The sequence below is a fragment of the Paraburkholderia sp. SIMBA_027 genome, from assembly GCF_046535315.1.
Classification (GTDB): domain Bacteria; phylum Pseudomonadota; class Gammaproteobacteria; order Burkholderiales; family Burkholderiaceae; genus Paraburkholderia; species Paraburkholderia tropica.
In genome coordinates, this window is record NZ_JAWRWY010000026.1 from 1 (window position 1) to 25,969 (window position 25,969).

General features: G+C 58.1%; 19 protein-coding genes and 8 pseudogenes. 14 read left to right on the forward strand and 13 right to left on the reverse strand.

Translation table 11 applies throughout. The annotated features are described in order from the left end of the window. Positions 1-211, forward strand: a 211-nt coding sequence (locus SB764_RS34175) for an IS3 family transposase (protein ID WP_410866114.1), incomplete at its 5' end; no start/stop codon positions are given. On the opposite strand, the gene SB764_RS34180 is transcribed toward SB764_RS34175, so the two are convergent. Together SB764_RS34180 and SB764_RS34185 are read right to left on the reverse strand one after the other, a co-directional pair. Further along, a complete protein-coding gene (locus SB764_RS34180; protein WP_410866115.1) occupies positions 208-777 on the reverse strand; it encodes a reverse transcriptase domain-containing protein in 570 nt (189 codons plus the stop codon). The genes SB764_RS34175 and SB764_RS34180 overlap by 4 nt on opposite strands. Next, positions 674-1,090 (reverse strand): hypothetical protein, encoded by a 417-nt coding sequence (locus SB764_RS34185; RefSeq protein ID WP_348966422.1) that lies wholly within the window; start codon positions 1,088-1,090, stop codon positions 674-676. The genes SB764_RS34180 and SB764_RS34185 overlap by 104 nt, the downstream gene beginning before the upstream one ends. Positions 1,091-1,508: 418 nt before the next feature. Between SB764_RS34185 and SB764_RS34190 the strand changes: the two genes are divergently transcribed. From SB764_RS34190 to SB764_RS34200, 3 genes are all read left to right on the forward strand, one after another. After that, positions 1,509-1,730, forward strand: a complete 222-nt coding sequence (locus SB764_RS34190) for a DUF2866 domain-containing protein (protein WP_373864848.1) — start codon at positions 1,509-1,511, stop codon at positions 1,728-1,730. A 60-nt stretch (positions 1,731-1,790) separates the two neighbouring features. Beyond that, positions 1,791-2,947 (forward strand): IS3 family transposase gene (locus SB764_RS34195; protein ID WP_205998011.1). Its coding sequence is split into 2 segments (ribosomal slippage): positions 1,791-2,058 and positions 2,058-2,947, totalling 1,158 coding nucleotides; the frame shifts between segments, so codons are not numbered across the junction. 636 nt (positions 2,948-3,583) lie between these two features. Beyond that, on the forward strand, positions 3,584-3,760 hold the full coding sequence (locus SB764_RS34200; protein ID WP_348966421.1) for a hypothetical protein: 177 nt from the start codon (positions 3,584-3,586) through the stop codon (positions 3,758-3,760). 1,015 nt (positions 3,761-4,775) lie between these two features. Here SB764_RS34200 and SB764_RS34205 read toward each other — a convergent pair. Both SB764_RS34205 and SB764_RS34210 read right to left on the reverse strand, forming a co-directional pair. Beyond that, positions 4,776-4,961: pseudogene (locus SB764_RS34205) on the reverse strand (IS3 family transposase); the annotation flags it as partial. A 31-nt stretch (positions 4,962-4,992) separates the two neighbouring features. Then, positions 4,993-5,202: pseudogene (locus SB764_RS34210) on the reverse strand (transposase); the annotation flags it as partial. Positions 5,203-5,258: 56 nt separating this feature from the next. Between SB764_RS34210 and SB764_RS34215 the strand changes: the two are divergent. Beyond that, the gene (locus tag SB764_RS34215) at positions 5,259-5,972 is read left to right on the forward strand and encodes an IS3 family transposase (RefSeq protein ID WP_348966420.1); all 714 of its coding nucleotides are present in this window, start codon (positions 5,259-5,261) and stop codon (positions 5,970-5,972) included. Positions 5,973-6,002: 30 nt separating this feature from the next. Here the strand turns inward: SB764_RS34215 and SB764_RS34220 are convergent, their stop codons facing one another. The 4 genes and pseudogenes from SB764_RS34220 to SB764_RS34235 all read right to left on the reverse strand — a co-directional run bounded on the left by SB764_RS34220 (position 6,003) and on the right by SB764_RS34235 (position 10,363). Beyond that, positions 6,003-8,504, reverse strand: a complete 2,502-nt coding sequence (locus SB764_RS34220) for a S8 family peptidase (RefSeq protein ID WP_348966419.1) — start codon at positions 8,502-8,504, stop codon at positions 6,003-6,005. Beyond that, complete coding sequence (locus tag SB764_RS34225; RefSeq protein ID WP_348966418.1) at positions 8,482-9,504, reverse strand: ATP-binding protein; 1,023 nt, start codon at positions 9,502-9,504, stop codon at positions 8,482-8,484. The genes SB764_RS34220 and SB764_RS34225 overlap by 23 nt, the downstream gene beginning before the upstream one ends. A 376-nt stretch (positions 9,505-9,880) precedes the next feature. Further along, a pseudogene (locus tag SB764_RS34230) lies at positions 9,881-9,973 on the reverse strand (hypothetical protein); the annotation flags it as partial. A gap of 30 nt (positions 9,974-10,003) precedes the next feature. Beyond that, a complete protein-coding gene (locus SB764_RS34235; protein ID WP_410866116.1) occupies positions 10,004-10,363 on the reverse strand; it encodes an IS66 family transposase in 360 nt (119 codons plus the stop codon). A 628-nt stretch (positions 10,364-10,991) separates the two neighbouring features. Between SB764_RS34235 and chrA the strand changes: the two genes are divergently transcribed. The 6 genes from chrA to SB764_RS34265 all read left to right on the forward strand — a co-directional run bounded on the left by chrA (position 10,992) and on the right by SB764_RS34265 (position 17,719). Beyond that, positions 10,992-12,227, forward strand: a complete 1,236-nt coding sequence (gene chrA, locus SB764_RS34240; protein WP_348966417.1) for a chromate efflux transporter — start codon at positions 10,992-10,994, stop codon at positions 12,225-12,227. Between the two features lie 392 nt (positions 12,228-12,619). Further along, positions 12,620-13,522 (forward strand): LysR substrate-binding domain-containing protein, encoded by a 903-nt coding sequence (locus tag SB764_RS34245; protein WP_110330098.1) that lies wholly within the window; start codon positions 12,620-12,622, stop codon positions 13,520-13,522. A 109-nt stretch (positions 13,523-13,631) separates the two neighbouring features. Further along, positions 13,632-14,381 carry an SDR family NAD(P)-dependent oxidoreductase gene (locus SB764_RS34250; RefSeq protein ID WP_110330097.1) on the forward strand — a complete coding sequence of 250 codons (750 nt, stop codon included), beginning with the start codon at positions 13,632-13,634 and terminating at the stop codon, positions 14,379-14,381. A 134-nt stretch (positions 14,382-14,515) separates the two neighbouring features. Beyond that, positions 14,516-15,844, forward strand: a complete 1,329-nt coding sequence (locus tag SB764_RS34255; protein ID WP_110330096.1) for an MFS transporter — start codon at positions 14,516-14,518, stop codon at positions 15,842-15,844. Between the two features lie 25 nt (positions 15,845-15,869). Then, complete coding sequence (locus SB764_RS34260) at positions 15,870-16,721, forward strand: transketolase (RefSeq protein ID WP_348966416.1); 852 nt, start codon at positions 15,870-15,872, stop codon at positions 16,719-16,721. After that, positions 16,718-17,719: a transketolase family protein gene (locus SB764_RS34265; protein ID WP_348966415.1), complete on the forward strand. Its 1,002-nt coding sequence runs from the start codon at positions 16,718-16,720 to the stop codon at positions 17,717-17,719. Before SB764_RS34260 ends, SB764_RS34265 begins: the two co-directional genes overlap by 4 nt. A gap of 1,260 nt (positions 17,720-18,979) precedes the next feature. Here the strand turns inward: SB764_RS34265 and SB764_RS34270 are convergent. The 3 pseudogenes from SB764_RS34270 to SB764_RS34280 all read right to left on the reverse strand — a co-directional run. After that, positions 18,980-19,159, reverse strand: a pseudogene (locus SB764_RS34270) (IS5/IS1182 family transposase); the annotation flags it as partial. A gap of 3 nt (positions 19,160-19,162) precedes the next feature. After that, positions 19,163-19,601, reverse strand: a pseudogene (locus tag SB764_RS34275) (IS3 family transposase); the annotation flags it as partial. Positions 19,602-20,499: 898 nt separating this feature from the next. After that, positions 20,500-21,038 (reverse strand): annotated as a pseudogene (locus SB764_RS34280) (IS3 family transposase); the annotation flags it as partial. Between SB764_RS34280 and SB764_RS34285 the strand changes: the two are divergent. Next, positions 21,039-21,536, forward strand: a pseudogene (locus tag SB764_RS34285) (IS5 family transposase); the annotation flags it as partial. Positions 21,537-21,655: 119 nt separating this feature from the next. Here the strand turns inward: SB764_RS34285 and SB764_RS34290 are convergent. Further along, positions 21,656-22,306 (reverse strand): NAD(P)-dependent oxidoreductase, encoded by a 651-nt coding sequence (locus SB764_RS34290; RefSeq protein ID WP_348967017.1) that lies wholly within the window; start codon positions 22,304-22,306, stop codon positions 21,656-21,658. A 196-nt stretch (positions 22,307-22,502) separates the two neighbouring features. Between SB764_RS34290 and SB764_RS34295 the strand changes: the two genes are divergently transcribed. Together SB764_RS34295 and SB764_RS34300 are read left to right on the forward strand one after the other, a co-directional pair. Then, positions 22,503-22,895 (forward strand): helix-turn-helix domain-containing protein, encoded by a 393-nt coding sequence (locus SB764_RS34295; protein ID WP_348967016.1) that lies wholly within the window; start codon positions 22,503-22,505, stop codon positions 22,893-22,895. A 996-nt stretch (positions 22,896-23,891) separates the two neighbouring features. After that, complete coding sequence (locus tag SB764_RS34300) at positions 23,892-24,359, forward strand: hypothetical protein (protein WP_183717687.1); 468 nt, start codon at positions 23,892-23,894, stop codon at positions 24,357-24,359. A gap of 524 nt (positions 24,360-24,883) precedes the next feature. On the opposite strand, the pseudogene SB764_RS34305 reads toward SB764_RS34300, so the two are convergent. Further along, positions 24,884-25,914: pseudogene (locus SB764_RS34305) on the reverse strand (tyrosine-type recombinase/integrase); the annotation flags it as partial. Positions 25,915-25,969: the final 55 nt, after the last annotated feature.

Genomic DNA, 25,969 nt, shown 5'->3' on the forward strand with positions numbered 1-25,969 from the left:
AACGATTAACGGCCTGTACAAGACGGAACTGATTCATCGGCGCGCCCCGTGGAAAACGAAGGAATCCGTCGAACTGGCAACGCTGCAATGGGTGGCCTGGTTCAATCATCATCGACTGATGGAACCGCTCGGCTATATCCCGCCCGCTGAAGCTGAGGCAAACTACTACAGGCAACTCAGAAATACTGCGGATGCGCCTGCTTTAACTTAAACCCAATAGCCTCCACGATTCCCGGCTCGGTTCAAGTAGCCCAGGAAATCAAAGCGTTGCACCGGATAGCTGCCGCGTCGGTTATCGTCCTTGCAGTAGACGATTTTCGTCTTCTCCGGATGAAGCTGTAGTTTGCAAGCCGCAAGCCGGGCATCGAGCTCCGCTCGTAATTGCTTGGCCTGCGCCTCGCTCTTGCAGTGGCAAATGACATCGTCGGCGTAACGCTCAAACAGGACGCGGGGATAGTTCCGTGACATCCATTGATCGAACGCGTAATGCAAGAACCGGTTAGCCACAACTGCCCCTTGCTGTGTCCCCCGATCCCGCGATACCAAAGCGCCATCGGGCATACAAACCGGTGCGACCAGCCATCTCTCGACGTATAGCAGCACCCACTTGCAGTTCGTATGTCGACGTAGCGCGCGCATCAGAAGTTGACGGTCGATATCATCGAAGAAGCTTTTAATATCGAGATCCAGTACCCAGTCCGCGCGCCAGCAACGCTGACGCGCAACTGCGAGCGCCTGATGCGCTGAGCGGCCCGGTCGATAACCATCGATCGTCATAGAACACTGGCTCCAGAATCGGTTCGAGGTATCGCCGTACCACCATGTGTGCTATGCGATCCAAAACGGTTGGTATTCCTAACGGCCTTGTCTTGCCATCAACTTTTGGAATATCCACGCGGCGCACGGGTGGCGGAACATAAATGCCCGAGGACAGCCGGTTCCAGAGTCGGTAGAGGTTATTACTCAGGTCCTCTTCGAACTCGGCAATCGATTGCCCATCGACACCCGCCGCGCCGTGATTTGTCTTCACCTGCTTGAACGCTTCCCACACTTCGCGTTTGGAAATATCAAACGGCTTTGCCTTATCCATGCGAGGCCTCCCCTCGGGGGTTGCTCGCACGGTCAAGCCAGACGACGGCGCTCCTTCGGTCCAGCCCCATCACAGAGCCTTCAACCCTACTACGAACGCCTCCGCCCCTGTGCCCCGCATCGGTACTCTCATCCTTGCGGATGACTATCCGCTCGGATTTCTCCCTTGGCATCGGGACGACAGGTTCCTGCGTTCCTTATCAAAGCCTGGGTCAAGATCACGCCGCCTTCGTGCCGGAAGCCAGTTGGGCAGCAAGCAGGTTAGCCCCCAACCTTTGACGCGGGATAGAAGTTCAATGTCGTCTGCCCACGCTGGTTTAAGACTTGCTTAAGAAAGCAATTCTAAATTCTCAATCGATAAGCAAAAATTATCGACATTTATGTGGAAAGCCAATTGTATGGATAACAAAACGTTGAAAATGCGCGGCTTTCGAATTTCATTGGAAACGGTCAATCCATTTGGTCATGTCTGTCAAATTGTCGAATGGGTCGACCCAGAGGGGCATATCGCAAGGCGGGTCGCAGGCGCTCATCTCACAACTTCTGCGGTCAACGGATTGGCCCAGTCTTTTGTAGCGGGAGTTAGGCATACGTTGAGTGACGATGAGCCACAGCCAAAGGCAACTCTCCGAAAGCGGTAGTGGCCTTCCCCTGTTCTCCCGGACACATCAGCTAAGCTGACGTAATCCTGAGAGGATGGAATGAGCAGAACAAGAAGGCACTTCACCGACGAATTCAAACGCGAGGCGGTCCGGCTATGCAACGAGCCGGGTGCTGTCGTAACCCAGATAGCGCGCGACCTTGGCATTGGCGAGAATCTGCTGCGCCGTTGGGTCAGGTTGGCGCGAGATGGGGCGCTGGAGATGGACGCCAGCAAGCCACTGCGAGCCGAAGCACTTTCCGAAGTACAGCGCCTGCAGCGCGAGTTGAGGCGGGTCACGATGGAACGCGACATTCTAAAAAAAGCGCTCGGCTACTTCGCGAAGGACCCGCAGTGAAGTACGCCTGGATAGTACGGCAGCGCGGCGTCTGGCCGACTCGGGCCATGTGCCGGTTGCTCGGGGTCTCGCATAGCGGTTTCTACGAATGGCTCGGTCGAGCACCGGGCAAGCGTTCGCAGGAGAATGTTCGACTCGCGCGGCTGGTCCGGGAAAGTTTCGAGTTAAGCGACAAGACCTACGGTAGCCCACGCATCTGGCACGATCTGCGTGCAGCGGGCGAACGCTGTGGAGTGAATCGTGTTGCCCGACTGATGCAGCAGGCTGGATTGCAGGCTCGACAGCGGCGACGTCGCATGCCTGGCAATTCAGGGGCTGCGGCGGCTCACGGCATCGCGCCGAATTACCTGCAACGCCAGTTTGAAGCTGACGCGCCGAACCGGAAATGGGTCGCCGACTTTACCTATATCTGGACTGCGGAAGGCTGGTTGTTCGTTGCCGCCGTGATGGACCTGTACTCGCGCCGCATCGTCGGCTGGTCAATGAGCAATACGATGCACGCAAAGATGGTGGCCGATGCGTTGCTGATGGCGCTCTGGCGTCGAGGGCGACCAGCCGAATTGATACATCACAGCGACCAGGGCAGCCAATACACCAGCGAGGACTTCCAGTCGCTACTCAGGCAGCAAGGCATTACCTGCAGCATGAGTCGTCGCGGTGATTGTTGGGACAATGCCGCGATGGAAAGCTTCTTCAGCACCCTGAAGACAGAGCGTGTGAACCGAAGCGTCTATCGCACGAGGGACGCGGCGCGGGCCGACGTGTTCGATTACATCGAGCGTTTCTACAATCCGCATCGCCGACATTCAACACTGAACTTCCTTAGCCCGGTTCAGTTCGAGCAACGCATGACGGGCTAGTTTACCTGTCCGGAAAAGCGGGGGAAGGCCAGTAGTGTCACGACGACGTAAGTAGTGGGATGCTACTCCTACCGCATGATCCCTTGAACCAGGCTGAATCTCACAGCAGGGTTGCTGGCGACGGGTAACGAAGCGTTAGGAGACTCCCCTGTCGGCTGGGCGTCAGTGGAAGCGATGGCGACAACCACCTCCCGTTCTCCGTGCCCTCAGGGCAGACCCCAAACAGACAACCTACACGAAAGAGGCCGTGGCATAGATAATCGCCATTTTCATGCGTGCGCTTTGTGAGCAAGGCCTGTTTTGCTCTTCAGCGCTCAGTTACTGCTACGGCGAGCAGAAATTCGAACACGGGCGGCTCATTCGCCCTCAGAAAACCTAAATCGTGAACAATGCAATCGGTGGCAGCCTGCTCGCGCAGTTGGCCGAATACATCCAAGCCGGAACGCGTCAGAGGAGGAGTGGGGCCGAGGTCTGGAGAATTCTGGGGAGGCCCTCACGAAAGACCTCGTCGTCGATGAGCGGAATGCCGCCGTGGCAGGCCATTAACCACGCGCGTCACGTTCACATCCGCCCCAACTATGTGCAGTCTCCGTGTGCTGACGCGAGGCGCGCACTCGATCCATTGGACCGTCGGCCATGAACGACATTCAGAATGTGCGTTCGTTCGCCTCTGCGCAGCCGGGATGGCATCAACAACGCTTCGCTCCAGCGCGCCCCTCGACCCATTGGCGCAAAACGCTCTGCGCGATTACAAAAATAAAGTGGATCTTGGGCCTCGATGAAGCGAACCCAGCGTACCATTTTGAAGACTAACTCGCCATAGCCAGCGAGGCATGAATAGCCGAGACGGGAAATACTGGACATGAGACCGAAAGCATTGCTCACGTATTTTGTAATTTTCCCATGCTTTCTGCTGCAAACCGCGCAAGCGCTAGCGGATCAGATTTACATATGTGGCTATGTCAATGACAAGACTTCGATGTACAACAAAGATGATGTCATCATTTCCGTGGACGGTGAAACGGCCATAGCCGTCGCGTGTGCGCCGGTCTCGTCAGCTTACAGATCACGTTTTCATGTGGTCGAGAACAATTCTACGGACGTCGTTTTTTCTGCAGAAATGGTGCCTGGACTAGGTAAAGGGCCTACGTCTGTTTTTGGTCTGGATCGACGTAAAGGGAGGCTGTATCACTGCGTGGACCGATTCCGGATGCCCAGCGAACCCGTTTGGATTGCTACGTGTTTCCAAGTTAGCAAGCACCAGATAATTTAGGACAAGGCGATAGAATGATGGCTGATACCCAGCTACTTGCGGCGTCACCGGTTGTTGGTTCCAGACTGATAAAGATACTGATAATTCTGTCAGCCGCAGCATTCAATCGCACCGGAGACTTCCCGAGCGAACTAACGTTTCCCGAAATCGGCCAGGTCGAGATACGTGCTGAGGCCCGAGCTCCAGGGGTTAGAGACAGTGGTTTTCCTCGCCTGAGGACGCGATACGGCGACACGCTGCGTGTTACACGCAATAGAGCGGCGTCCACAGGAACGGCCAGAGATACAAAAGAAGGGCAGACTATGGCAGCACAGGACTCCCTCAGGAGGCACGCCTTCTATGGCGCGGGTAGCGTCGGCTTGAGTGCCCTGGGTCGAATGGCTCTATGAGGTGGGTGCAGCCTGTCGCCGAAGGTAGCGACGATTTACGTCATCTGCTGCAGGGAACCCGGCACAAATTTCGATCGGCTTATATGTCGTGCGTGTCCGGTGAAGTCTGATCGGCAAGTCGTGTCAACCGACGATTGACCCTGCCTCGTTACCACGTACAAGCAGATCATGCAGCGATCAACGCGGCCTCGTAGTCGACGGGAGTAAGAAATCCTATCGAGGTGTGCAAGCGCTCTCGATTGTAATAGCCCTCAATCCAGTCGACGATATCCAGACGAGCCTCTGCGCGCGTTTCGTAGTGAACCTGATAGATTCTCCCGACTTTCAGGGTCTTGAAGAAGCTTTCCATCGGGGTGGCCTTTGTTGAGGGCTACGAAGTGCACGAGCATCAGCTGAGTGAAGACGACGAAGTGCAGGCCAGCGAACGTTTCGGGCAATCGCTCGTAGTCTCTGGCCAGGCGCCGGAAGCGATTCAACCAGCCGAAGCTGCGTTCGACCACCCAGCGACGTGACAACAGAACAAAGCCCTTTTTCACCTCCGGCAACCTGACCACCTGAAGCTCGATGCCTTCATCGAGCGCGGCCTCTGCAGGTGAGGTCGGCTGAAAAAAGTGGAAGCCAACGTTTCGTAAAATCGTGAAACGGAGGCATGAATGAATCGAATTCCCAAAGCGGTCCCGAGCGCCTGCAGAAGCATCTTGAGCAGCACGGTGTTTGTGTCGGCGTACACCGGATAAAACAGTTACGCAGGAAATTGGGCCTGCGGTGCAGGCAGAAGCGCGAGTTCAAGGCCACCACCAATTCGAAGCATGATTTGCCCGTCGCGCCGAACCTGCTGGGCCAGGACTTCTCGGTTGCAGCGCCCGATCAGGCTTGGTGCGGCGACATCACGTACATCGCGACCGACGAGGGCTGGTTGTATCTCGCTGGCCTGAAGGATCTGTACAGCGGCGAAATCGTCGGCTACGCGATGAGCGAGCGCATGACGAAAAATCTGGTCATGCAGGCGCTGTTTCGCGCCGTCTCGATCCGGCGCCCGAAGCCGGGCCTGATTCAGTACACCGACCGCGGCTCGCAATATTGCGCACAGGCATACCAGAAACTCCTCAGACAGTTCGGTATGCGCGCGTCGATGAGTCGCCGCGGAAATTGCTACGATAACGCGCCGATCGAATCATTCTGGGGCTCACTCAAGAGCGAACTGATCTATCATCAGCGCTTCGCAACGCGCGAGCAGGCCAAGCTCGCCATCGGCGAGTACATCGAAATATTCTACAACCGGCAGCGCACGCAGGCACGTCTGAACTACCTGTCGCCCGCTGCATTTACGCGGCGATTCTATCTGGATCGTACCGCTGCTTAACGTGTTGGCCTCCACCAATTCCGACCGACCTCAGTTTTGCACAACGACACCCAACTTATTCGTGATGGCGGCATAGAGATCAACCTCGACCTGTTCCGTATGCAGAGAAACTACGAGGCTATAACGGGCAGGAAGATCGAAGCGCTTCAAAGCTGACCGAGTACGCCACCATCCCATGCCCGGATAGACAACGATGAAGCCTCGGCTGGCAAGCTCTGCAGCGGTTCCTTCCCAGACGTCTTGGTGTATCGAGCCTTTGTGCCGTTGTTTGTCACCAACATACCAGTCCGGATCTTTGGGGTTGACGGCATCGCCATTTTCGTCGCTCGCAACCGCGGCGCTAATCCGCGCAACGAAGTCGTCTGTTGACGTGTCTAAAGGACGTTGCACGTCAAACCGTAGGCGATGCGATGGATAGTGATACTTCGAAGTTTCGCCTCGGGCCGACGGATTGGGTTCAACGAAGTAAGAGAGCGTAACCCTCATTTGTACCCGGGTGTCCTGCAACGCTTCGAGTTCCTCACGAGGCCATGGAAGGGCGTGCAGATTCATATGCCGAGTAACGACACCTTTACCTTGTTTCTTTGCGTAAGGATGAACCTCATCTTCGATGACGAGGGTGAGTGAGTTGCTCGCACTCCAAAGGGCTGCGTCTAGATTTGGGACGCCCCATCCGCAGTGGCGGATGAGATTGACATAGTCCTGTTTGGTGGGTTTCTTCCCTTCGGGAAGAAACATCTCACGCATGGCCGGCGTCCATTGCGCAGAGTGCACGATCAATGCACGGATCGTCTCTGGACGCAATTCTGGGTATGCGGCCATGAGCTGCGCAGCCATGCGCGCGCCAAGTGCTGAGGCCGCGCTTGTCGCGTTCGTTGTGGTGAAAAGGCGCTCTAGGTGACGATGGTGGGTTGTGAGCAAATTGAGACTCGGCATCCCAGCTGCGCCAAGCTCATCGATACCAAGATTGCCGCCTTCGAAAACAACATCGGGCTTGAGCGGCCACGCGGAGTCCCATGTCCGAGAAGTCGTTGTAAACGGACTAAGGCCGCCATCTGATGCCAACGGGGAGACTTCGTCAATCTCCGTATCTGTCTTCTCGGTAAAGGCACCAACTGTGATGGCGTTCCAGGCCTGACCAGGATCGTGAATCAGATTTGTGGACAGACTTGCCGGATACTCCATCCAGGCATCGTGATGGCGGGTATTCCCCGCGGAAAGGACAATCAAGCGGGGAAACTCCCCAACACCGTCGACATCGGCCGCGAGTCGATCCACGGTGGCTGACCAGGATGACGGTCGGCCCCGATCGCGATAGTCCGATGCACTGACCGCGGAAGTGAAAACTCTCGGGCGAGCAGGGGCCGCGATCTCCGGACGGCTAACGGCTTCGGCAAACAGATAGGCATGATGTCGCGCGTCACCTTCGTTCGCAGCTTCTGCGGGAGTGAGCTTCACCGATTCAAGCCTGTGCGTAAGCGTGATGGGAATGGCCGATCCGAGGACATCAATCAGATCGCCATATGCGGCAAGACCCGCTAGCCCCGATCCATGGTTGGCCGTGTCGTCGGTTCCCCACGTTGGATCGACGGTGTGTGTATCGCCCTCATCTAAAAGCGGAGCGAGAAGAGGGTGCCCGCGATTCACGCCGGAGTCGAGCAGACACACACGCGGGATATCATCAGCGCCCGGTGGGAATTCCGTTAGCCTGAGGGCGTCACTAAGCCAGTCCTGTTGCTCCACAGATGGCATCCCGTCAAAAAATTCAGCGGTGTCTTTTGCGCGCCGAAGTTCCGCAACGCAGTTCAGTGACATCACAGATTTCGAGAACTGCTCTTCCGAGCCGTACATCAGCAGGACGGTCCGCTCGGGGAAATTTGCTTGTTTGTCGCTGACGATGCAACCGGCTGAAGCTGAAAGTGCCTTAAAGTCCCTTACGACAGCCGCGCGATCACTACGAATAGGCAACCAGACTTCCCACCAGAATTGTTCAGTTTTGTCGGCGGGGAGCATGTCGGGATCGTCAGTCCAGAGTGCGCGTACTTCAGCGGCGCGAATCGCTGAGATCGTGTTCAAGAGCGATTTATGGTCGAGTGCCTGACCGTTTTTGTTTTTCTTTTCTTCGATATACTCAGTAATGTAGCGATCGAAGTGCTCAAGCTTGCCGTCAGGGACGAACACGTTTGCGAAGGTAGTATCGCCTTCGGTATAGACGCTCAGAAGCTCGATTTTCTGTGTGTCGTTGCCCAGACTCTGAAATGGCAACTCAATATCGGGTTGGCCTTGGAACTGGATTTGCAAACCCAGCCCGCTTTCGAGGCCCAATTGGCGCTGTGATTCCGCGGTTGCGAGCGCCATCGGCTGAAGCGCGTCGAGTTGCGCTTTTAGTGCCTGGCCGTGCTGCTGACGCGGAAGCTCAGGAATTTGGGGCTTCTCACCGCCCCCGGACGGATGTGCGGTGTAATCAAGTGGTTTGGAGGTGCTATTCAGCAGGAAATGTTTGCGTCTCTCAGGTGCGTGCTGGTCCGCCATTTTTACTCGTGTGATTATGTTTTAGTTTTTCACTCAAACGCTTGCGTTCTGCCAACGCTTTCCCAAGTGCCGAGGCTCCGACTTGCGATTCATCGTGCATTACGGCTTCTTTGATTGCCTCATCGACTGCCCGACGGATCTCAGCATAGCTTAAGCCGAACGCCTCGCTCGCGATGGTCTTGGCCGGGAAAGGCTTCGGCCGGAAGCCTCCCAGTCGGGTACGCACCAGTTCAGTGGCTTGAATGGCGGTCGGCAGATGATATTCAAGGACGTCATCGAACCGACGAAACAGGGCGTAATCCAGAATCTCGGGGTGATTGGTCGCTGCAATGATCAGGCTATTTGACTGGTCCTGTTCGATCATTTGCAGAAAGCTATTCAGAATCCGACGGATTTCCCCGACGTCATTCGCCAGGCCGCGCTGTGAACCGATTGCGTCGAACTCGTCGAAGAAGTAGACGCCCCTGATATCGGCGATTGCGTCAAAGACTTGACGCAATTTTGCCGCAGTCTCGCCCATGAACTTCGTAATGAGCGCATCAAGTCGCACAAGAAAGAGTGGTACGCCAAGCTCCCCTGCCAGCACTGATGCCGTGAGGGTCTTTCCAGTTCCTGGGGGGCCCACCAGAAGGAGTTTGCGCCGGGGTGATAAGCCATGGTCACGAAGACGCGCGTAATGACGCTGTTCCTTCATGATTCTCTGAAGTTGGCTCTCGACGTCGGCGTCCAGCACCATGTCGGCAATCCGATTCTTTGGATAGCTGACGTGTAACAGGCTCGCAAGCTCTCCCTTAGGCCGGGCCAGAGGGACGAGAGTGCTGCTGGTGACCCCGCCGCGCGCCTTCGCGGCATCTATCATGTCGCGCAGTTCTTCTGCGAGCTTCCCATGGCCCACCTTGGCTTCGTGGGCGGCAACCTGCATGGCAACCGAATAAAACTGGCCGTCATCGCGATTGATGTGGGATTTTACGAGCGCCTTGAGCTGGTCTGCGCTGGCCATTTTTGTGCCTGATCAGGTATTGCGCCACCTAAGATTTCCGGTCTGTCGTATCCGAGAGCGGAGGGCCTACGGCCTGCGAACTGTACAAAGTCCGCGGAGGTCCGAGAGTGACGCTGATAATGTGATGCTGCCCTTTTTTGTGGGGCATTTTCCTAGCAGTATACCGGGAGATGCCGTCCATGCGCATTCAGATGGCCGGGCGGGCGATTTCTGTCGTCATCCCGACGCTTACTCTGGGCACGATCTGGGGTTTGGCAGCCACGGAGCCGCTGGCCGTGCCGGCCCCTTGACTACCTTTGACGATGCGCCCGCCGACGCGGGAGTCAAATGGTCGCCGGCCGTCGGCTTTATGTAAGTGATCAATGAACGACGCCCCTCAGGGCGTCTGCATGGCCCATGGGCAGTAGCGTTGCATAATCGTCAGCGGTCGGGTCGTAGCGAGCGGCAATTTCGCAAACAGCCAGACGAGATAGCGATACGGCTCGACACCGTTGGCCTTTCATGTCTCGACGAGCGAGTACAGATTGGCGCTGGCCTGCGCGCCTGCAATGGTATCGGCGAACAACCAGCCTTTACGGCCGACAACGAACTGCCGGATCGCGTTCTCGCACAGGTTGTTCGAGATCGGCCAACTCCCGTTCTCGACGGAACGGGTCAGCTTTGGCCACTGGCCGCCCATGTATTGCAAAGCCTTGCCAAGCAGGCTCGACGGCACGACGCCGGGCAGATGTTCGATCAACATGCGCTCGATGATGGCAAGCACACGAGCGCTGTAGCGCGCACGCAGCCGCTGCCGACGCTCCGGCTTCCACTTCGCACTGCGCGCCTCGGCGGCAAACAGCTTGCCGATCAGCGCCACGAACCGCGTCGCAAGCAGATCCGGCGAGCGGGCCGCTTTGCGTAGGACGCGATAAATGTGTCATCGCCGGCGCCGGTTCGACCGTTCGGAGTTCTGAGTCGCCGAAGTGACATTTTTGCTTCCACTCGAAGCGCTATAAAAACGTCACTTCGGCTCCGTCCGCATTAAATCTGCCACTCCGCATCGAAAAAGCCGCGACCGGAATTCCCGCGGCTCGATCAGCGCGAGTGCAGTTTCGTCGAAAAACGCGGCGGTATCGCTAATATCTGTTAGCGACTGAGCCGCGCTTTTGCGGCGATGTCGACCAGTGCACGCTGCTGTGTGTGGCCGGTCTCGGACGCTACGTCAGGCGCTAGCCGGCCACAAGCCGCCGCTCAGGCACACCGATATCCGGACATTCAGACGTCGGCTCCCACCTGTAAACGTTCCGTCATTTCGCGGTGTTGATGTGTGCCGTCAGCCCTCCGGCGTGCCGGTAAAATTCTGGGCTTTGTTGTTGGGGTGATGTTATCAGACGCGGTTATCGTGCTTTCACCAGTTGTGGTGGATCGTGGAGAACCGTTCGAAGACGCCCCAACTTACGAATCATCGCTCGCGGCAAGCCGTAATCACCGAATTTCAGGATCATATGGAAACTGGCATGACCTCATCGAGCCCAGCCCGAAGCGGCACCGCGCCAGAAGTTCTTGCGGTCTTTCTCAGGCTAGGAGTGACTTGTTTCGGCGGCCCCATAGCTCACATTGGCTACTTCCGCCGAGAATTCGTCGAGCGACGTCGATGGCTTGATGATGAGACGTTTACAGACTTGGTTGGCCTATGCCAGTTCCTTCCGGGACCAGCCAGCAGCCAGGTTGGATTTTCCATTGGCCTGCTCAGGGCAGGGTGGCTCGGTGGACTTGCCGCCTGGTGCGGGTTCACGCTTCCCTCCGTCTTGCTGCTGCTCGCTTTCGCGGCAATTGCACCGAGCCTGGGCGGACCGGTCGGCGAGGGTCTGATTCATGGCCTGAAACTCGTTGCTGTCGCTGTTGTGGCGCAAGCTGTGTGGGACATGGCCCGGCGCCTGTGTCCGGATCACCGCCGCGCCACCATCGCGCTTGCTGCGCTGGCCGTTCTCAGTGTCCTAACGACCGTGTACGCACAACTCATCGTGATCGCCCTGGGCGCGGCACTCGGCTTCGTATTTTGCCAAACCACGGCCTCGACAAGCACGGTCGGCGTAAGGCAACACGCACATGAATTCCGCGTCTCGCGCGCAGCGGGGGGCATAGCGCTGGTGCTGTTCTGCGTACTGCTCTTTGGGCTTCCGGTACTGGCGCACCTGGACGCTGGCCATGCCATCAGCGTTTTTGAAGGCTTCTATCGCTCCGGCGCGCTCGTCTTCGGCGGCGGTCATGTGGTACTGCCGCTCCTGCAGCAGCAAACGGTCACAACGGGCTGGGTATCGTCGAATGACTTTCTCGCTGGTTATGGCGCCGCGCAGGCAGTCCCCGGCCCCCTCTTCACATTCGCCGCTTTTCTGGGCTGGATTATGTCGGAGACACCGAATCACTGGGCTGGGGCACTCCTGGCCACCGCAGGCATCTTTCTGCCAGGTCTGCTGCTCGTTCTTGCCGCGCTGCCGTACTGGCAAGCGTTACGCGCCCGTCCGTCAATGGCGGCCGTCCTTTCTGGTGTGAACGCAGCGGTCGTCGGACTACTGGCAACAGCGTTTTACTCGCCCGTCTGGACCAGCGCTGTCCACTCCGAGATCGACTTCGCCATCGCAACGATTGGCTTTTTCCTGTTGACGCGCTGGAAGATTCCTCCACTTGCGGTCGTCATGATCTGTGCACTGGCTGGTGTTGCCGAAGCCGTAATGAGGTAAATCTCCGTCGCGAAAACTGCGAACGAACGTCTCCAACTGCCAGCCGCAAGAGCAGTTGGCAGCCAGTCACATTTTCTGAAGGCTTAACCGAGTAGCTGGGAATGCGCCGTGCCGAACTCGGCCATGGTCGTCCGCGCTAGCTCCGTACGGCCTTGTCGTGAAGGAGCGATTGCTTACGGGAAGGGGAAGTCAGGTAATCCATGAACGTCTCCTGAGCGGTTGCTGCACCGCGCAATATTTATATGAGGCAAGACTTTAGGCCACCAGGCGTGCCTGACACGGGTAACATTTCATCAGCTTTCGTGTCCGTATCGCTTGATGTCGAAGATGGCAGCGACCCCAGTCCGAAGGCAATGCAGTTTTGTTCAACCGCGGCTGAAAAAAATTTGACCATGAGAATTCCTCCGTTGAAGGCCATCATCGCCTTCGAGAGCATCGCACGCACGAAGAGCGTTAATCGGGCAGCAGAAGAGCTTGACCTCACAGCGTCGGCCGTGAGCCATCAGCTAAGCAATCTCGAGTCAATGATTGGCCAATCCCTGTTTCAACGGACAGGGCGTGGTCTCGTCCTCACGCCAACGGGCGAACGCTATCTGGCGGATGTCACGGGCTCGCTGGCAGACCTCAGCCGGGCAACTGAGCGTGCCTCGAGTCAGAAGGAAGTCGACATCCTGCGCGTGCATTCGAGCCCGAGTTTCGGCCTGATGTGGCTATTGCCGCGGCTACCCTCATTTCAGGAAGCAAATGGCGATGTTCAGTTGAACGTCGCCTGCTCGTACGAAAACGTATCGTTTTCGAACGGGTATTACGACATCGACATTCGTCATGGCTATGGAGAATGGAGCAACCTTGAAGTGCGCACGGTCCGGGGCGAATTCATTGCCCCGCTGGCGTCGCCCGCCTATCTCGAGCGGCATCCGGTGAAGACTCCAGATGACCTGCTGGCCCAGCGGCTCGTCTATTCGGAGACACCTCTCGTTCAGTGGCGCCAATGGTTTGGGCGGGCCGGGGTTGCTGGTGCGAACAAGACGTTCGACTTCTCGTTCGACCGTTCCTACATGTCCATCGAGACAGCTTCGCTAGGGCTCGGAATTGCTCTGGAAAGCGTGATGATGGCTTCGCAAAAGATAAAGGACGGCGCACTTGTGCAGGTCTTCGACAATAGCCATTCGGTCGAGGTTGGCGCACATCATCTCGTTTACCCTAGCCAGAACGCCGAATTGCCCCGAGTTGCAAAATTTTTGACCTGGATTGAAGAGGAAATTGAACGCTGCAAGGTGGGCTCGCAGGGATAACCCTGGGGGCTGAAAATTTCTCAGCTACGGTTGAGGGGAACTGCGTTGATGCAAGGTTCGCCGGCGGACAAACTTCGCCTACACCTAGTTCATCAATGGAGACACCCACATGTTGCTCGAGAATCAAGTCGTGATCGTCACGGGCGCGGCATCGGCACGCGGCATCGGTAAAGCGACGGCAAAGGCGATGGCTGCGCAAGGCGCGCGCATCGCGATTCTGGACCTGAACCTGGCGGACGCGGAAAGCGCTGCGCGTGACCTCGGGGAAGGTCATCTCGGTCTGGCGTGCGACGTCACCGACAAGGAAGCCTGCGTAGCCGCAGCAGATGCAGTCGCTGCTAAATACGGCCGAATCGACGCGTTGATAAACAACGCCGGGATTACGCAGCCCATCAAGACACTCGAAATCTCCAAGAACAACTTCGACGCGGTTGTCGGCGTCAGCCTTCTGGGCACTCTGTACATGTCGCAGGCGGTCATCCCCCACATGAAAAAGCAGCAACGGGGCAGCATCGTGTGCATGTCATCCGTATCCGCGCAACGCGGCGGCGGCATCTTCGGCGGCCCCCACTACAGCGCAGCGAAGGCTGGTGTTCTCGGGCTTGCCAAGGCGATGGCCCGTGAATTCGGAGGAGACCATATCCGCGTCAACTCCATTACGCCGGGCCTCATTCAGACGGACATCACGGGAGACAAGCTGACCCCTGAGATGCGCGCAGACATCATCAAGGGCATCCCGCTCGGGCGTCTCGGCGAGGCAAACGACATCGCCAACGCCTGCCTCTTCCTGGCGAGCGACCTCTCCACGTATCTGACCGGCATCACGCTCGACGTCAACGGCGGCATGCTCATTCACTGAAGGAGCGTTCGCTTCGGACTTTGCCGAGGCATACGACGCACTTGGATTAGCCGAGGCGTCCTGCCGCAAAAGCGGCTCAGAGACATGGCGCCGAGCCCATCACCGTGATTGGCTCGGATGACAGGAGACATTTCATGAAATCAAGACTGGCCACACCGGGAATAGGTGCAGACCTATCCGCTTCCAGCGATGCAACGAACTTCGAGGCGAGAACCTACGCAAAGGTCGCCCGTCGTCTGATTCCATTTCTGATGCTTTGCTATCTCGGCGCATATCTCGACCGGGTGAACGTGGGTTTCGCAAAGCTGCAGATGCTCAACGACCTTCGCTTTTCAGAAACCATCTATGGCGTGGGCGCAGGCATCTTCTTTCTGGGCTACTTCCTCTTCGAAGTACCGAGCAATCTCATCCTTCACAAAGTTGGCGCAAGAAATTGGCTCGCGCGCATCATGCTGACCTGGGCGGTGATATCCGCGAGCTTTGTATTTGTGAAAACGCCCGCTACATTTTATGTTTTGCGCTTTCTGCTCGGCGTTGCTGAAGCGGGATTTGCGCCGGGCGTGATTTTGTACATGACCTACTGGTTCCCCGCAGCCAGGCGCGCAAAAGCGCTCTCGATGTTCTTCATGGCTATTCCGATGGCCGGCATCCTCGGTGGCCCGCTCTCTGGCTGGATTCTGCATTCATTCCAGGGAGCCCAGGGACTTGCAGGATGGAAGTGGCTTTTCATGCTGGAGGCACTCCCATCGTTGCTTCTTGGTATCGCAATTTTTCTGTATCTCGACAACGGCATCGCCAGTGCCAAATGGCTTTCAGACGATGAGAAGGCGTTACTCAAGCGCAACGTGGAAAGTGACCGTTCAGCGACTACGCAACACGTGTCCATCCGCGCCTTCATCCGCGACCGCCGTCTTTGGCTAATGGCTGGAATTTACTTCTGTGTGGTCCTCGGTCAATACGGACTGACGTTCTGGTTGCCGACAATTGTCCGCCGCACAGGTGTTGCCGACCCGCTGTGGGTTGGTGTGCTGACCGCGATTCCCTACCTTTGCGCCATCATCGCGTTGCCCCTTCTCGGAAGTAGCGCCGATAAGCGACGTGAGCGCCGTTTGCATCTGGCAATTCCAATGCTGGTTTCTGCCACCGCGTTTGCCACACTGCCGATGTTGGGAAGCGTAGGCGCGTCGATTGTCTGCGTAAGCATCGCTGCTGCCGGCATCCTCGCCTCATCGTCGCTATTTTGGGCGCTGCCCACAGCGGTTCTCAGCGGCATGTCCGCCGCAGCCGGAATTGCCGCGGTCAACTGTTTCGCGAATCTGGCGGGCTTCTTCTCGCCCGCCATTGTCGGATGGCTCAACGACTTTACCGGCAAGGCAACAGCAGGCCTCATCTTCATTTCGACGGCCGTCGTGCTGGGTGCGGTGTTGGTGTTCTTCGTGCCCGCAAAGACTGTCAATCGCTAACGAACTCTTTCAAGGATACGAGTAAATGAGTACAACCGTCATCGAGGATGTGTCGCTCGCTGAGCGCGCATACCGCATCCGCCGCAACGCTTTGCTGATGGGCGAAGTACAGGGCCAAGGTTATATCGGCCAGGCGCTCGACATCGCTGACGTTCTGGCCGTTTCATATTTCGGCGCGATGAACTATCGCGCGGCGGAGCCAGACTGGGAGGACCGGGACCGATTCCTGTTGTCGAACGGTCATTACGCAATCGCGCTCTACGCCGCATTGTTCGAAGCTGGCATTCTTCCCGAAGAAGAGCTGGAGACCTATGGCAGTGACGACAGTCGTCTGCCGATGTCCGGTATGGCGAGCTACACACCGGGGATGGAAATGTCCGGTGGGTCGCTTGGCCAGGGGCTAACGATTGCCGTGGGCCGGTGTCTGGGACTCAAGCGCAAAGGCTCCAGGTCGTTTGTGTACACGCTTTTCTCGGACGGCGAACTCGACGAAGGCGCCGTCTGGGAAGGCCTTCTCTCCGCGGCGCACTGGAAGCTGGACAACCTGATTGCGATGGTCGACGTCAATAACCAGCAGGCCGACGGCCCGTCGACGCAAATCATGGCCTTCGAGCCGCTCGTTCCGAAGCTTGATGCGTTCGGCTGGTACGTACAACGCGTGAACGGGAACGATATCAATGCCGTGAAGGCAGCCTTCGACAACGCTCGAAACCTGAAGGAGGCGAAGCCGAGAATCATCGTGTGCGACACGAAGATGGGCTGCGGCGTCCCGTTCCTCGAGCAACGGGAGAAGAACCACTTCATCCGGGTGGACGCACATGAATGGAAGTTGGCGCTGGAAGCACTTGATGAAACTTTTGCAGGGAGCAAAGCATGAACTCGGTCGTCGATAAAAAACCTCGTCTGAAGACCTCGGCGATGATTGCGTCCATCGCCGGCGAAGGCCAGGTGACACGCTCCGCGCCGTTCGGGCATGCACTTGTCGAACTGGCTCGCGCGAAGACGAATGTCATTGGCATGACGGCCGACCTGGGCAAGTACACCGACCTCCATATCTTCGCGAAGGAGTTTCCGGAGCGCTACTACCAGATGGGCATGGCAGAGCAACTTCTCATGGGTGCCGCCGCTGGCTTCGCCCAGGAAGGAGCGCAGCCGTTCGTCACTACCTATGCAGTATTCGCGACGCGGCGGGCGTACGACTTCATTCACCAGACCATCGCCGAAGACAACCTTGATGTCAAAATCGTTTGCGCCCTGCCAGGCCTGACGACCGGTTATGGCCCGAGCCACCAGGCTGCTGAAGACCTCGCGCTCATGCGCGCGATGCCGAACATGACGGTAATTGACCCGTGCGATGCTCTCGACATTGAACAGATGGTACCTGCCATCGCCGCGCACAAGGGTCCGGTCTATGCGCGACTTCTGCGTGGCAACGTGCCCGTGGTGCTCGAAGAGTACAACTATCAGTTCGAACTCGGGAAAGCCAAGATGCTTCGCGATGGCAACGACGTGCTCATCATCTCGTCGGGCATCATGACAATGCGCGCGCTGGAAACTGCAAAAGCGCTGGCGTCGGACAAGGTGGACGTCGCGGTGCTGCACGTCCCGACCATCAAGCCACTCGACACGGAAACCATCATCCGCGAGGCAAAGCGAACCGGTCGCATGATCATCGTCGCCGAGAACCATACGGTTATCGGCGGTTTGGGTGAAGCTGTCGCAACCACGCTCTTGAGCGCCGGCGTTTCGTGTACGTTCAAACAGGTAGCGCTGCCCGACGAGTTTCTCGACGCTGGCGCATTGCCGACGCTCCACGACCGCTATGGTATTTCGACAAATGTCATGGCGGCCAACATCAAGCAGTGGCTGGCTTAAGAATGGGCCCGCAAGTTGGCGTTTGCTACCGACAATGCGGACGCCAGCAACTCTCCTTCGACGGGCGCTAGACACGGAGAATTCTCGACCGCGAGGTAGTGGGTAGGGAGGGAAACGGGCTTGGCAGCCCATCGCCAGCATTACCGCCTGAACAATCTACATACGCTCGCGGCGGTTGGCGAAACGGCACTGCTCGAGCAAAAACGTCCTTGCTCAAAACAAATGAAGTAATGCCGCCCGCTCGGTGTGCGACTCGGCGAACGTCTGCATTGAGTGAGGACACTCCGGATGAATGCTTTGGCCGGCCGAGTTGGGTCGATAACGGGAGTTCTTAGAGACGGATTCAAGTGCGACGCGTGTCGCCGTCCGCCGGACGTAAATCGGCAACGTAGTGGATGGCAAAGCTCTTCTCTGCCTTGTCACATTCAACAACCCGAAGATCGGAGATTGAAGCTGTGACCTGCTGTACGACCAGCAGTTGCCTACCCGGACGTGCGCGACTGGTAACGGTCGGGTTCGAAGCTCCGGGAACGACGTACCCTCTCTATGGGCGGTTCACCCGGGCGACCGGGCAGGGATCGACACTGCCAGCAGCCGTGCGGTGTGGGGGCCAGGCAATTTCCGCATGCACAACATATGTGAACTGTTGACTTAAACCTCGTTAGTCTCGAAGAGCCAAAGCTGCTGACAGGCTCTGACCAAAATGGTGGATGGCCGGTTGCATCTCTTTGAATTGGATGCACGTCGTCACGGTGCCATCGGGGAATAGACAGGTGCTAAACGGATAGATCCGCGCAAAGTGCTCGGGTCGGCAGGGATGGGAACGCGGGAATCCCGATTCTCCGCCCTCGTTCCGGTTCAAAGGAACGGCGGCAGGTGGACCGTGAGGAACACTGTTGGGGAAGCGGGGGTGAGAACGCGCAAGAAGCGAAGGGTTGCCTGTAATGGGTGACATAGGGGTTCAAGATTTGCCCCGACCTGAAAGGGTGCTGACGTGCGCGTGGTGCGGCTGTCGTTGGCCTGCATCAGGGATTCATCAAAGGGATGCTTGAGAGAGACCGGTTGGACTACGGTTCAGCGCCCTTGTCCCGGCAACGGGACGAATCGACGATGTAAAGCTGGCGAAGGTTGTGGATGCACAGGCACAACCGGCATCGATGTGATGCTTAATGCCGTGCGCGAGCCGTATGCGGGGAAACTCGCACGTACGGTTCTTCGGGGGCCGCGTTTCCGGGAGGGAGCGCGGCTACCCTCTAAAGGCTGCTCCGTCCGTCTGAAGATGTTCCAGCAGACGACGGAGCAACCGAATTCGAGAAGTGCTTCGTGAATGTCGGCCCGACGTTCGAAGCGAATGCGAAGACGACGGAAGTTGTGAAGCCACGCATGAGTACGTCTGACAACCCAGCGGAATTTTGACCCTGCCTCGTTTCCACGTACAGCAGATCATGCAGCGATCAACGCGGCCTCGTAGCGACGGGAGTAAGAAATCCTATCGAGGTGTGCGGGCGCTCCCGATTGTAATAGCCCTCGATCCAGTCGACGATATCCAGACTAGGCTGCGCTCGCGTTTCGTAGTGAACCTGATAGATTCTCTCGACTTTCAGGGTCTGAAGAAGCTTTCCATCAGGGCGTTGTCCCACGCATTGACACGACGGCTCATGGAGATCGTTGCCTTGAATCCGGCGGCCAGCTTTTGGTAAGCCCAGCTTGCATACTGGGCCGCTCTGTCGGAATGTAACTGTAGTCGTGGCGCCGGTTTGCGTTGCCAGCACGCGCTGCGAAGTGCCTGGCAAACCAGCTCGGCGTCGATGCGTTCGGACATTGACCAGCCCACTATGCCCCGACTCCCCAGATCGAGAATCGCCGCAAGATACAGCCAGCCTGTGCGACACGTGTCGCCGTCCGCCGGACGTAAATCGGCAATGTAGTGGATGGCAAAGTCTGTTTCTGTCTTGTCACGCGCGGCTCGCCGTGCCGTGACCTGCTGTACGACCAGCAGTTGCCTACCTAGACGTGCGTGACTGGTAACGGTCGTGTGCGAAGCTCCAGGGACAACGTACTCGTCGAGAGACGTCACCAGTGGCGACAGTGGTGATGACGCTGCAAGCCGCACTGCGGCGTGGAGACCAGGCAAGTTCCGCATGCGCAACAGATGTGAACCGTTGATAAACCTCGTCATGTATGACGGGCCGAAGCGGCTTGCAGGCCCGAGCCAAAAGGCACGCAGCTGGATGCTCCTTTGGGTTGTAGGAGTACGTCGTCGCAACGCTGCCGGGGAAAAGACGGGCGCTAAACGGACAGGCACGCCGCGGGGTGAGGTTGCGCCCGTGTTGCGGGTCGGCAGGAACGGGAACGTGGTAAGCCCGATTGTCCGCCTACGTCGATGTGCTGGCTATGGCAGGTGACTCGCAAGGGAAGCTGTTGGACAAGCGGGTATGAGAACGCGGAAAAAGCGAATGCCGGGCTGTAATCGCCCGGATAGGGGTTCAAACTTTGCCTTGGCCTGAAAAGGTGCGGACTTCCGCGTGGTGCAGTTGTCGCAGGTCCACGTTTGAGATTCATCGAGGGGAAGCTTGTGAGAGACCGGTATCACTACGGTTCAGCGCCCTTCATCTCAGCGATGAGGCGAATCAACAATGGGATGCTTGCGAAGGGCTCGTGCAGTGGGCGAGACCGGCGTCAGTGCGACGTTTCATGCTGTGCTCGAGCCGTATGCGGGGAAAGCTCGCACGTACGGTTCTTCGGGGGCCGCGTTTCCGCAAGGAAACGTGGCTACCCAATTCGCCGGTCCTGACAAACGTGATGTCACTGACCCACGCGCGATCAGGCTGCCAGCCGTCGAAACCACGATCGAGCAGGTTCGGCGCTACGGGAAGGCTGTGCGTCGAGTCCGTCGTGACCCGCCAGGCACGCCTGTAGACCGGGCGCAAGCCCTGGCGCTGCAAACTACGCCGCACGCGCTCTTCGCTCGCCGGCCGACCTTGGGCTCGCAATTGCCGCACGATACGCGCACGGCCGTAGGCGCCGCGATGCGCGCGATGGATGGCGGCTACCTCCGCATCAAGGGCCGCGTTCGCTTGCGTCCTCGCGCTGGGCGCACGAACGCGCCACTGGCAATATCCGCTGCGTGAGACGCCCAGAATCTGGCATAGCCGGGTGACGCTGTACTGGTCGCGGTAATCGTCGATCCAGGCGTACCTCACCGCGACCCCTTCGCGAAGTACGCCGTCGCTTTTCGAAGTATCTCGATATCCAGTTTCGCGCTGGCGAGCTCCTTGCGCAGCCGGCTGTTCTCTGCCTCCAGTTCGCTGATCGGGCGCACCAGACGCAGAAGGACAACGAGTGGTACTTTGGCATGAAGGCCCATGTCGGCGTCGACGCCGACTCGGGTCTGGTGCACAGCGTGGTCACGACGGCGGCCAACGAGTCGGATGTATCGCAGGCCCACGCCCTGCTGCACGGGCACGAGCTCGAAGCGTTCGGCGATGCGGGCTATACCGGTGTGGACAAGCGCGGTGAGATAAAGGGCAAGACGGTGAAGTGGCAGGTGGCGCTCAAGCGCGGCAACATCAAGGCGATGCTCGAGGGCGCGCTGAAAGATCTGGTGATCGGGGCCGAGCGGACCAAAGCGCAGATTCGCGCGCGGGGCGAGCACCCGTTCCGTGTCGTCAAGAACCTGTTCCGGAATCGTGAAGTGCGCTACAAGGCGTTGGCCAGGAACACGGCGTAGCTGTTCAGCCTGTTCGCGCTGGCGAACCTGGTGTCGGCGCGTCAGCGGCTGTGGCCATGCCATTGGAGCAGTCCGTCTGGAGTGTGAAAAATGCAGGAAGTCGGCCGCGCGGGCGCCCAGAATTTGCCTTGACGGCCTTCCCGTTTTAGAAAACGCGAGCCGCATACGCCAAACCAACGGCGATCGGCTCATTGATCATCGTTTCCCTAGTAAGCTATACCGATTTGCGCACGGCGACGTGTTGGGTTTTCAATCTCATCGACAACTGCACGGGCAAAATCCACGCCGCTGATGGCGGAATGACCCGCTTCATCGAAAAGCGCCACGTCGTCACCCACGCGATACCGCCCCAGGTCCTGGCCCGGCTGCCAAGCTGAAAACTCGAGTGCCGGCGATACAAAGAGCCAGTCCAGCGTGGTGTTGTCATTCAGCAGATTGTTGAGAACATCCATGTTCTCTTTCGCCTCTCGCACGATATCCTGGGGAACCTCGGGCGGAAAGCCACTTCCTTCGACCATGCGTGGTGCACCCGGTGAAGGGCGAAGACAGGAAAAACCACCGACCAAAACGAGACGCGCTCCTACCTCGCGGGCCTGCTGGGCGAGCCGGTCGTAGGAGCGGGTTAGTGTGCCTACGCTGTCGCCGCGTGGGGAAAGCGCTCCGACCACGACGTCGACCAGATCAATTGGTGCACTTCCCTCGAGCACGTCAGCTGTCTTGTAGGTCACGCCATCAATCTTTACGTCTGGCAGCGATCGGCTGATGGCAGTGACGGCATGCCCGCGTCTTGCCGCCTCCCGCGCAATAGCGGAACCGGCATATCCATTGCCGCCCACAACCGTCACGTTCATTTTCATATAATTTAACTCACTGGATTGTTTTCTAGGTAGCTGTTCCTGTCGATACTTTGCGAATCAGGGAACGTACGTATTATGTGGACTCGATGTCTGGCTTACAAGAAGTCACATTGGTGTGCTCAGGTCACATCGGCGCGACCTTCGGCAGGCTGAGTCGGTTGAAACCTTGTGCAGAAATCAAGATAGAGGAATCAGAATGTCAGCAGCGGACGGAATTCTTCCGCCATTTGGCACCGATCTTCGGCAGCCTTGTATTGTGCGCGATGTGGTTGATTTGGCTGGCGACCGGTGGAGCGTGTTGGTGCTTGCACACCTAGCGAATTCACCGCTGCGCTTCAACACGTTGCAACGCTGCATTGGAGGTATTTCCAAGCAGGTGTTGTCCCGCACCCTGAAACGCCTTGAGGAAGACGGATTCGTCAGCCGTAAGATCTATGAAGTTACTCCGCCACAGGTAGAATATGCGCTTACTGGATTAGGGAAATCATTCTTAGAGCCCATGAGAGTTCTCTTTGCGTGGGCCGAATCGCACACCGACGGCATCGCTTCCTCCCGTCAGCGCTTCGCCGCTATGCGCTCACCGCGTTGAGTCGTCTGCCAGCTTTCGGATCTCATCGTTTATGCCAGTCGAAGGCAGGAGCCATGATCTGCATCTTGAACCGGGGGGGGGCGCTTCCGAAAACGGAAAATAAATGATGATCGCCCCCATTTTTCCCGCGCTTAATGGATGCATGGTTGGCTAGCTTAAATCTATCCGGGGTCGTTGTGCGGATCGTCCCCCCGCCACGATGAGATTCGCGTCTGACAGTCCTAAAAAAGTATCTGGTGCAAATATGCGCTATGGTCGATTACTCTATAGCGGCAAGGATATCTTATCGAATCGACAGGACCGCTTTCCAGACGGCAGGCGCATCGAAATTCTCGAGACGAGCTTCGCCAGGTCGAACTGGGCTTTGCGAATGCGTTGCATCAACTCGACGTCGACCAACGTGATCGTTGCGCTCCTGAAACGTTTAGATTGTTGTCGGCTCTCTTTTCACGCAGCCCAGCAATCAGTAGCCGTCCTCTGCAATAAATCCTGTGACAAGGATAGCCTGGGCAAGATGTGTCACTAGGTAACGGTCGACATCTCGATGACGAAACCGCACGAGTGCCAGTCGCGCGCGTAGCGCGAGATCGGACGCGTGTGGCCTTGCCATTGGAAGCTGTAATGCGTTGGATCGTGCTGTTGCGGGGCGGCCAGGTTTTCTGCGCAGCATGATGCTTCGGTCTCTCCGGTTGGGCGGCTTAAGGGCGACGAATGGTATCCGGTTATGGGGTGAGCGGGCTAGTATTGCAAGAGATGCCTGCTAGGCTGCTCCATTCGTAGAGCCGCTGTCTCCCGGTGTTCCTGCCAGTGCGCCAGCGCAGTCGGTACACCGGGAGACAGCGGCAAACAGTCGGCGTTCTGTCTGGGGCTATGAAGTGTCTTTCTGCGGTCTGGCTGGATGCGCAGAACGCAGGAGGAAGCGGTGCGCGTCGGGTGCACGTCATGAGAAATGTTCCAGGCGGTGCCGGGAAGCCGCGACACGCAAATGATTGAACCATGAAGAAACGGAATATGCCCCACCGCGCGCGGGAGGTGCGGACGAAGGACATGCTGCTGCCACTGACTGCGGCCGCCGTGCGTAGCATTTCCCTGGAGAATCATCTTGCGCTCGCGGCGATGCGAAGCGGCAATGGCACACCCGACACCATGGTCTCGCTGCTGCGCGTCCTTTACATGACGTATTTTCTGTGCAGGAATGACTGTCCTGAACAGGATCTCGCTCTGTTCCTGAACGCTGAGTTAGCGCTCGATGAGAGCATCCGGGCTGCGACGATGGGGCTGGACTGGCAGTTGCGGGCAGGGCAAATCCCGCTGATTGAGCAGGTTCTCATGCGTGCAGACGAACTGATCGCCAGCGTGCCGAAGTATCGCTATGTCGATGCCTGGAAGCATCTCGAAAGTTTCACGCGCTCTGACCGGGCGTCGGTGCTCCCAGGCAGCCACCTGAAGGTGGTGTCGAAATAGCAAGGGGTCTACCAGTTATTGGTGACTCCCGGCAGAGAGCGCATGCTCAGGCATCCTCTCTGTCTATTTGCCCAGCCGAGTGGCTTACGAATGCCCGTGAGATCGCGTAGATAGCCGGCAAGAGTTCCTCATCGCGTTGCCAGTCAACCTGCGCGTCAAGCTCGCCGCCGGTGATACGGGTGTCGGCGAGACGCGAAAAGCTGGCTCGCACAGCGAGCCGGATATTTTCCCTGGCATCCGGGGTTGGTGAAGGCCTGCTCCTCGATATCGAGCAGAGTACGCCACGTCACTGCTGGAGCCGGACGCCACGTAGCTGATCGCCGTGCGCTGACATTGCGCTGCAACAGCAGTACGACGATACGCTGCAGATCCAGTGCAGCGCGTTGCGCCGCCCGTTTGAGTGCAACGGGATCGTTTTCCTGCGCGGCGTTTGCCGGGAACGGGGTGTCAGAAGTTTCGAGCATATCCGGCTCGTGGGGGCAACTATCGTGTCGTCCAGCGCACCACCTTCGAGTGCTGCGCGGGCCGAGGTTATCGCGGATGAGTCGCAGGGCGACATTGCCATCGGCCATGTGCGAACCAGCGCTGTGGCGTAGCCAGTGAGCGGAGTGGCGCTCGAGCCGCGCGGCGCGGGCCGCGTACTTTTCGCCGCGCAGGCGCAGCCTTGCCGCAGCGCCCGCGAAAATGCTCTTGACGATCGTGAGCAGCGCCGCGCGCGTGAGCGGCTTGACGGACTGGCCGAGCGGGAGGACAAGCGGGGTGTCCTCGTTCTGCGCAGACAGAGGGGGCAGGCCACGCTCGCGGCGGTATAGGTCCAGCTTGACCATCATCTCGTCGGAGGCGGCAACGATCCGGTCGCGGTTGCCTTTGCCGGGGACCTTGAGCCACCAGCGCTCGTGACTGTTGGCGTCACGTCGGCAGAAGAAGCGCCCCATGGTATTGCCACTGACTTCAGAGATGCGCAGTCCGCCAAGGTAGAGCTGGGTAAAGAGCCAACGCGCGCGCCAGTAGCGTTGGCGCTCACGGTCCGTCTCACGGGCAGCGAGTCGATGTAGACCTTGACCTCCTGCCACAGGTCGCGCTCCAGAAAGCGCGTGACGCGCGGCGCCGCCCGGTGCGTACGCTGGCGTGAGAGCGACAGCGGATTGCCGGCCAGATAGCCGGCGCCGACGAGCCAGGAGGACAGGGCGTCCACGATCACCATCACCTGGCGCTGGCTGGTTGAAGCGAGCGGCCCATGGAACGGACTCCAGCGCGCATCGTCGCGGGGGAACTTGCGCCCTGCGCCGTCTTCGCCTCCGCTGACCCAATGTGTCCGAGGCTGCGGATCGGCGAGAAAGCGCTGGTCGGCGAGCAGATCCTCGTGCGTGAGCGATGACAGCGGCTTGCCGAGCTGGACGATGGACCAAAGCAGCAGCCGTTCGGCTTCCTTGCGGTAATTGTCGAAGGTGGTTTTCGTGGCGGCGACGCGGTCATCCGGCAGTTCAAGCACGTCGAGCGGACGCGGCGCAGCCAAGGCTGTTTTCAGCGGATTCGGGCGGCCTCGGGGTGTCACGCGTTCAGTGTTGCAATTCCCCTTTAATACTTAAACAGTATAAAAGTAATGTCAA

Bases quoted from the DNA above. Each gene is read 5' to 3' on its own strand.
- SB764_RS34200 (WP_348966421.1), top strand. From the start codon at position 3,584: ATGAACGACATTCAGAATGTGCGTTCGTTCGCCTCTGCGCAGCCGGGA.
- SB764_RS34300 (WP_183717687.1), top strand. From the start codon at position 23,892: ATGAAGAAACGGAATATGCCCCACCGCGCGCGGGAGGTGCGGACGAAG.
- SB764_RS34225 (WP_348966418.1), bottom strand. From the start codon at position 9,504: ATGGCCAGCGCAGACCAGCTCAAGGCGCTCGTAAAATCCCACATCAAT.
- SB764_RS34215 (WP_348966420.1), top strand. From the start codon at position 5,259: ATGAATGAATCGAATTCCCAAAGCGGTCCCGAGCGCCTGCAGAAGCAT.
- SB764_RS34255 (WP_110330096.1), top strand. From the start codon at position 14,516: ATGAAATCAAGACTGGCCACACCGGGAATAGGTGCAGACCTATCCGCT.
- SB764_RS34185 (WP_348966422.1), bottom strand. From the start codon at position 1,090: ATGGATAAGGCAAAGCCGTTTGATATTTCCAAACGCGAAGTGTGGGAA.
- SB764_RS34220 (WP_348966419.1), bottom strand. From the start codon at position 8,504: ATGGCGGACCAGCACGCACCTGAGAGACGCAAACATTTCCTGCTGAAT.
- SB764_RS34260 (WP_348966416.1), top strand. From the start codon at position 15,870: ATGAGTACAACCGTCATCGAGGATGTGTCGCTCGCTGAGCGCGCATAC.
- SB764_RS34290 (WP_348967017.1), bottom strand. From the start codon at position 22,306: ATGAAAATGAACGTGACGGTTGTGGGCGGCAATGGATATGCCGGTTCC.
- SB764_RS34180 (WP_410866115.1), bottom strand. From the start codon at position 777: ATGACGATCGATGGTTATCGACCGGGCCGCTCAGCGCATCAGGCGCTC.
- chrA (WP_348966417.1), top strand. From the start codon at position 10,992: ATGGAAACTGGCATGACCTCATCGAGCCCAGCCCGAAGCGGCACCGCG.
- SB764_RS34295 (WP_348967016.1), top strand. From the start codon at position 22,503: ATGTCAGCAGCGGACGGAATTCTTCCGCCATTTGGCACCGATCTTCGG.
- SB764_RS34265 (WP_348966415.1), top strand. From the start codon at position 16,718: ATGAACTCGGTCGTCGATAAAAAACCTCGTCTGAAGACCTCGGCGATG.
- SB764_RS34245 (WP_110330098.1), top strand. From the start codon at position 12,620: ATGAGAATTCCTCCGTTGAAGGCCATCATCGCCTTCGAGAGCATCGCA.
- SB764_RS34250 (WP_110330097.1), top strand. From the start codon at position 13,632: ATGTTGCTCGAGAATCAAGTCGTGATCGTCACGGGCGCGGCATCGGCA.
- SB764_RS34190 (WP_373864848.1), top strand. From the start codon at position 1,509: ATGCGCGGCTTTCGAATTTCATTGGAAACGGTCAATCCATTTGGTCAT.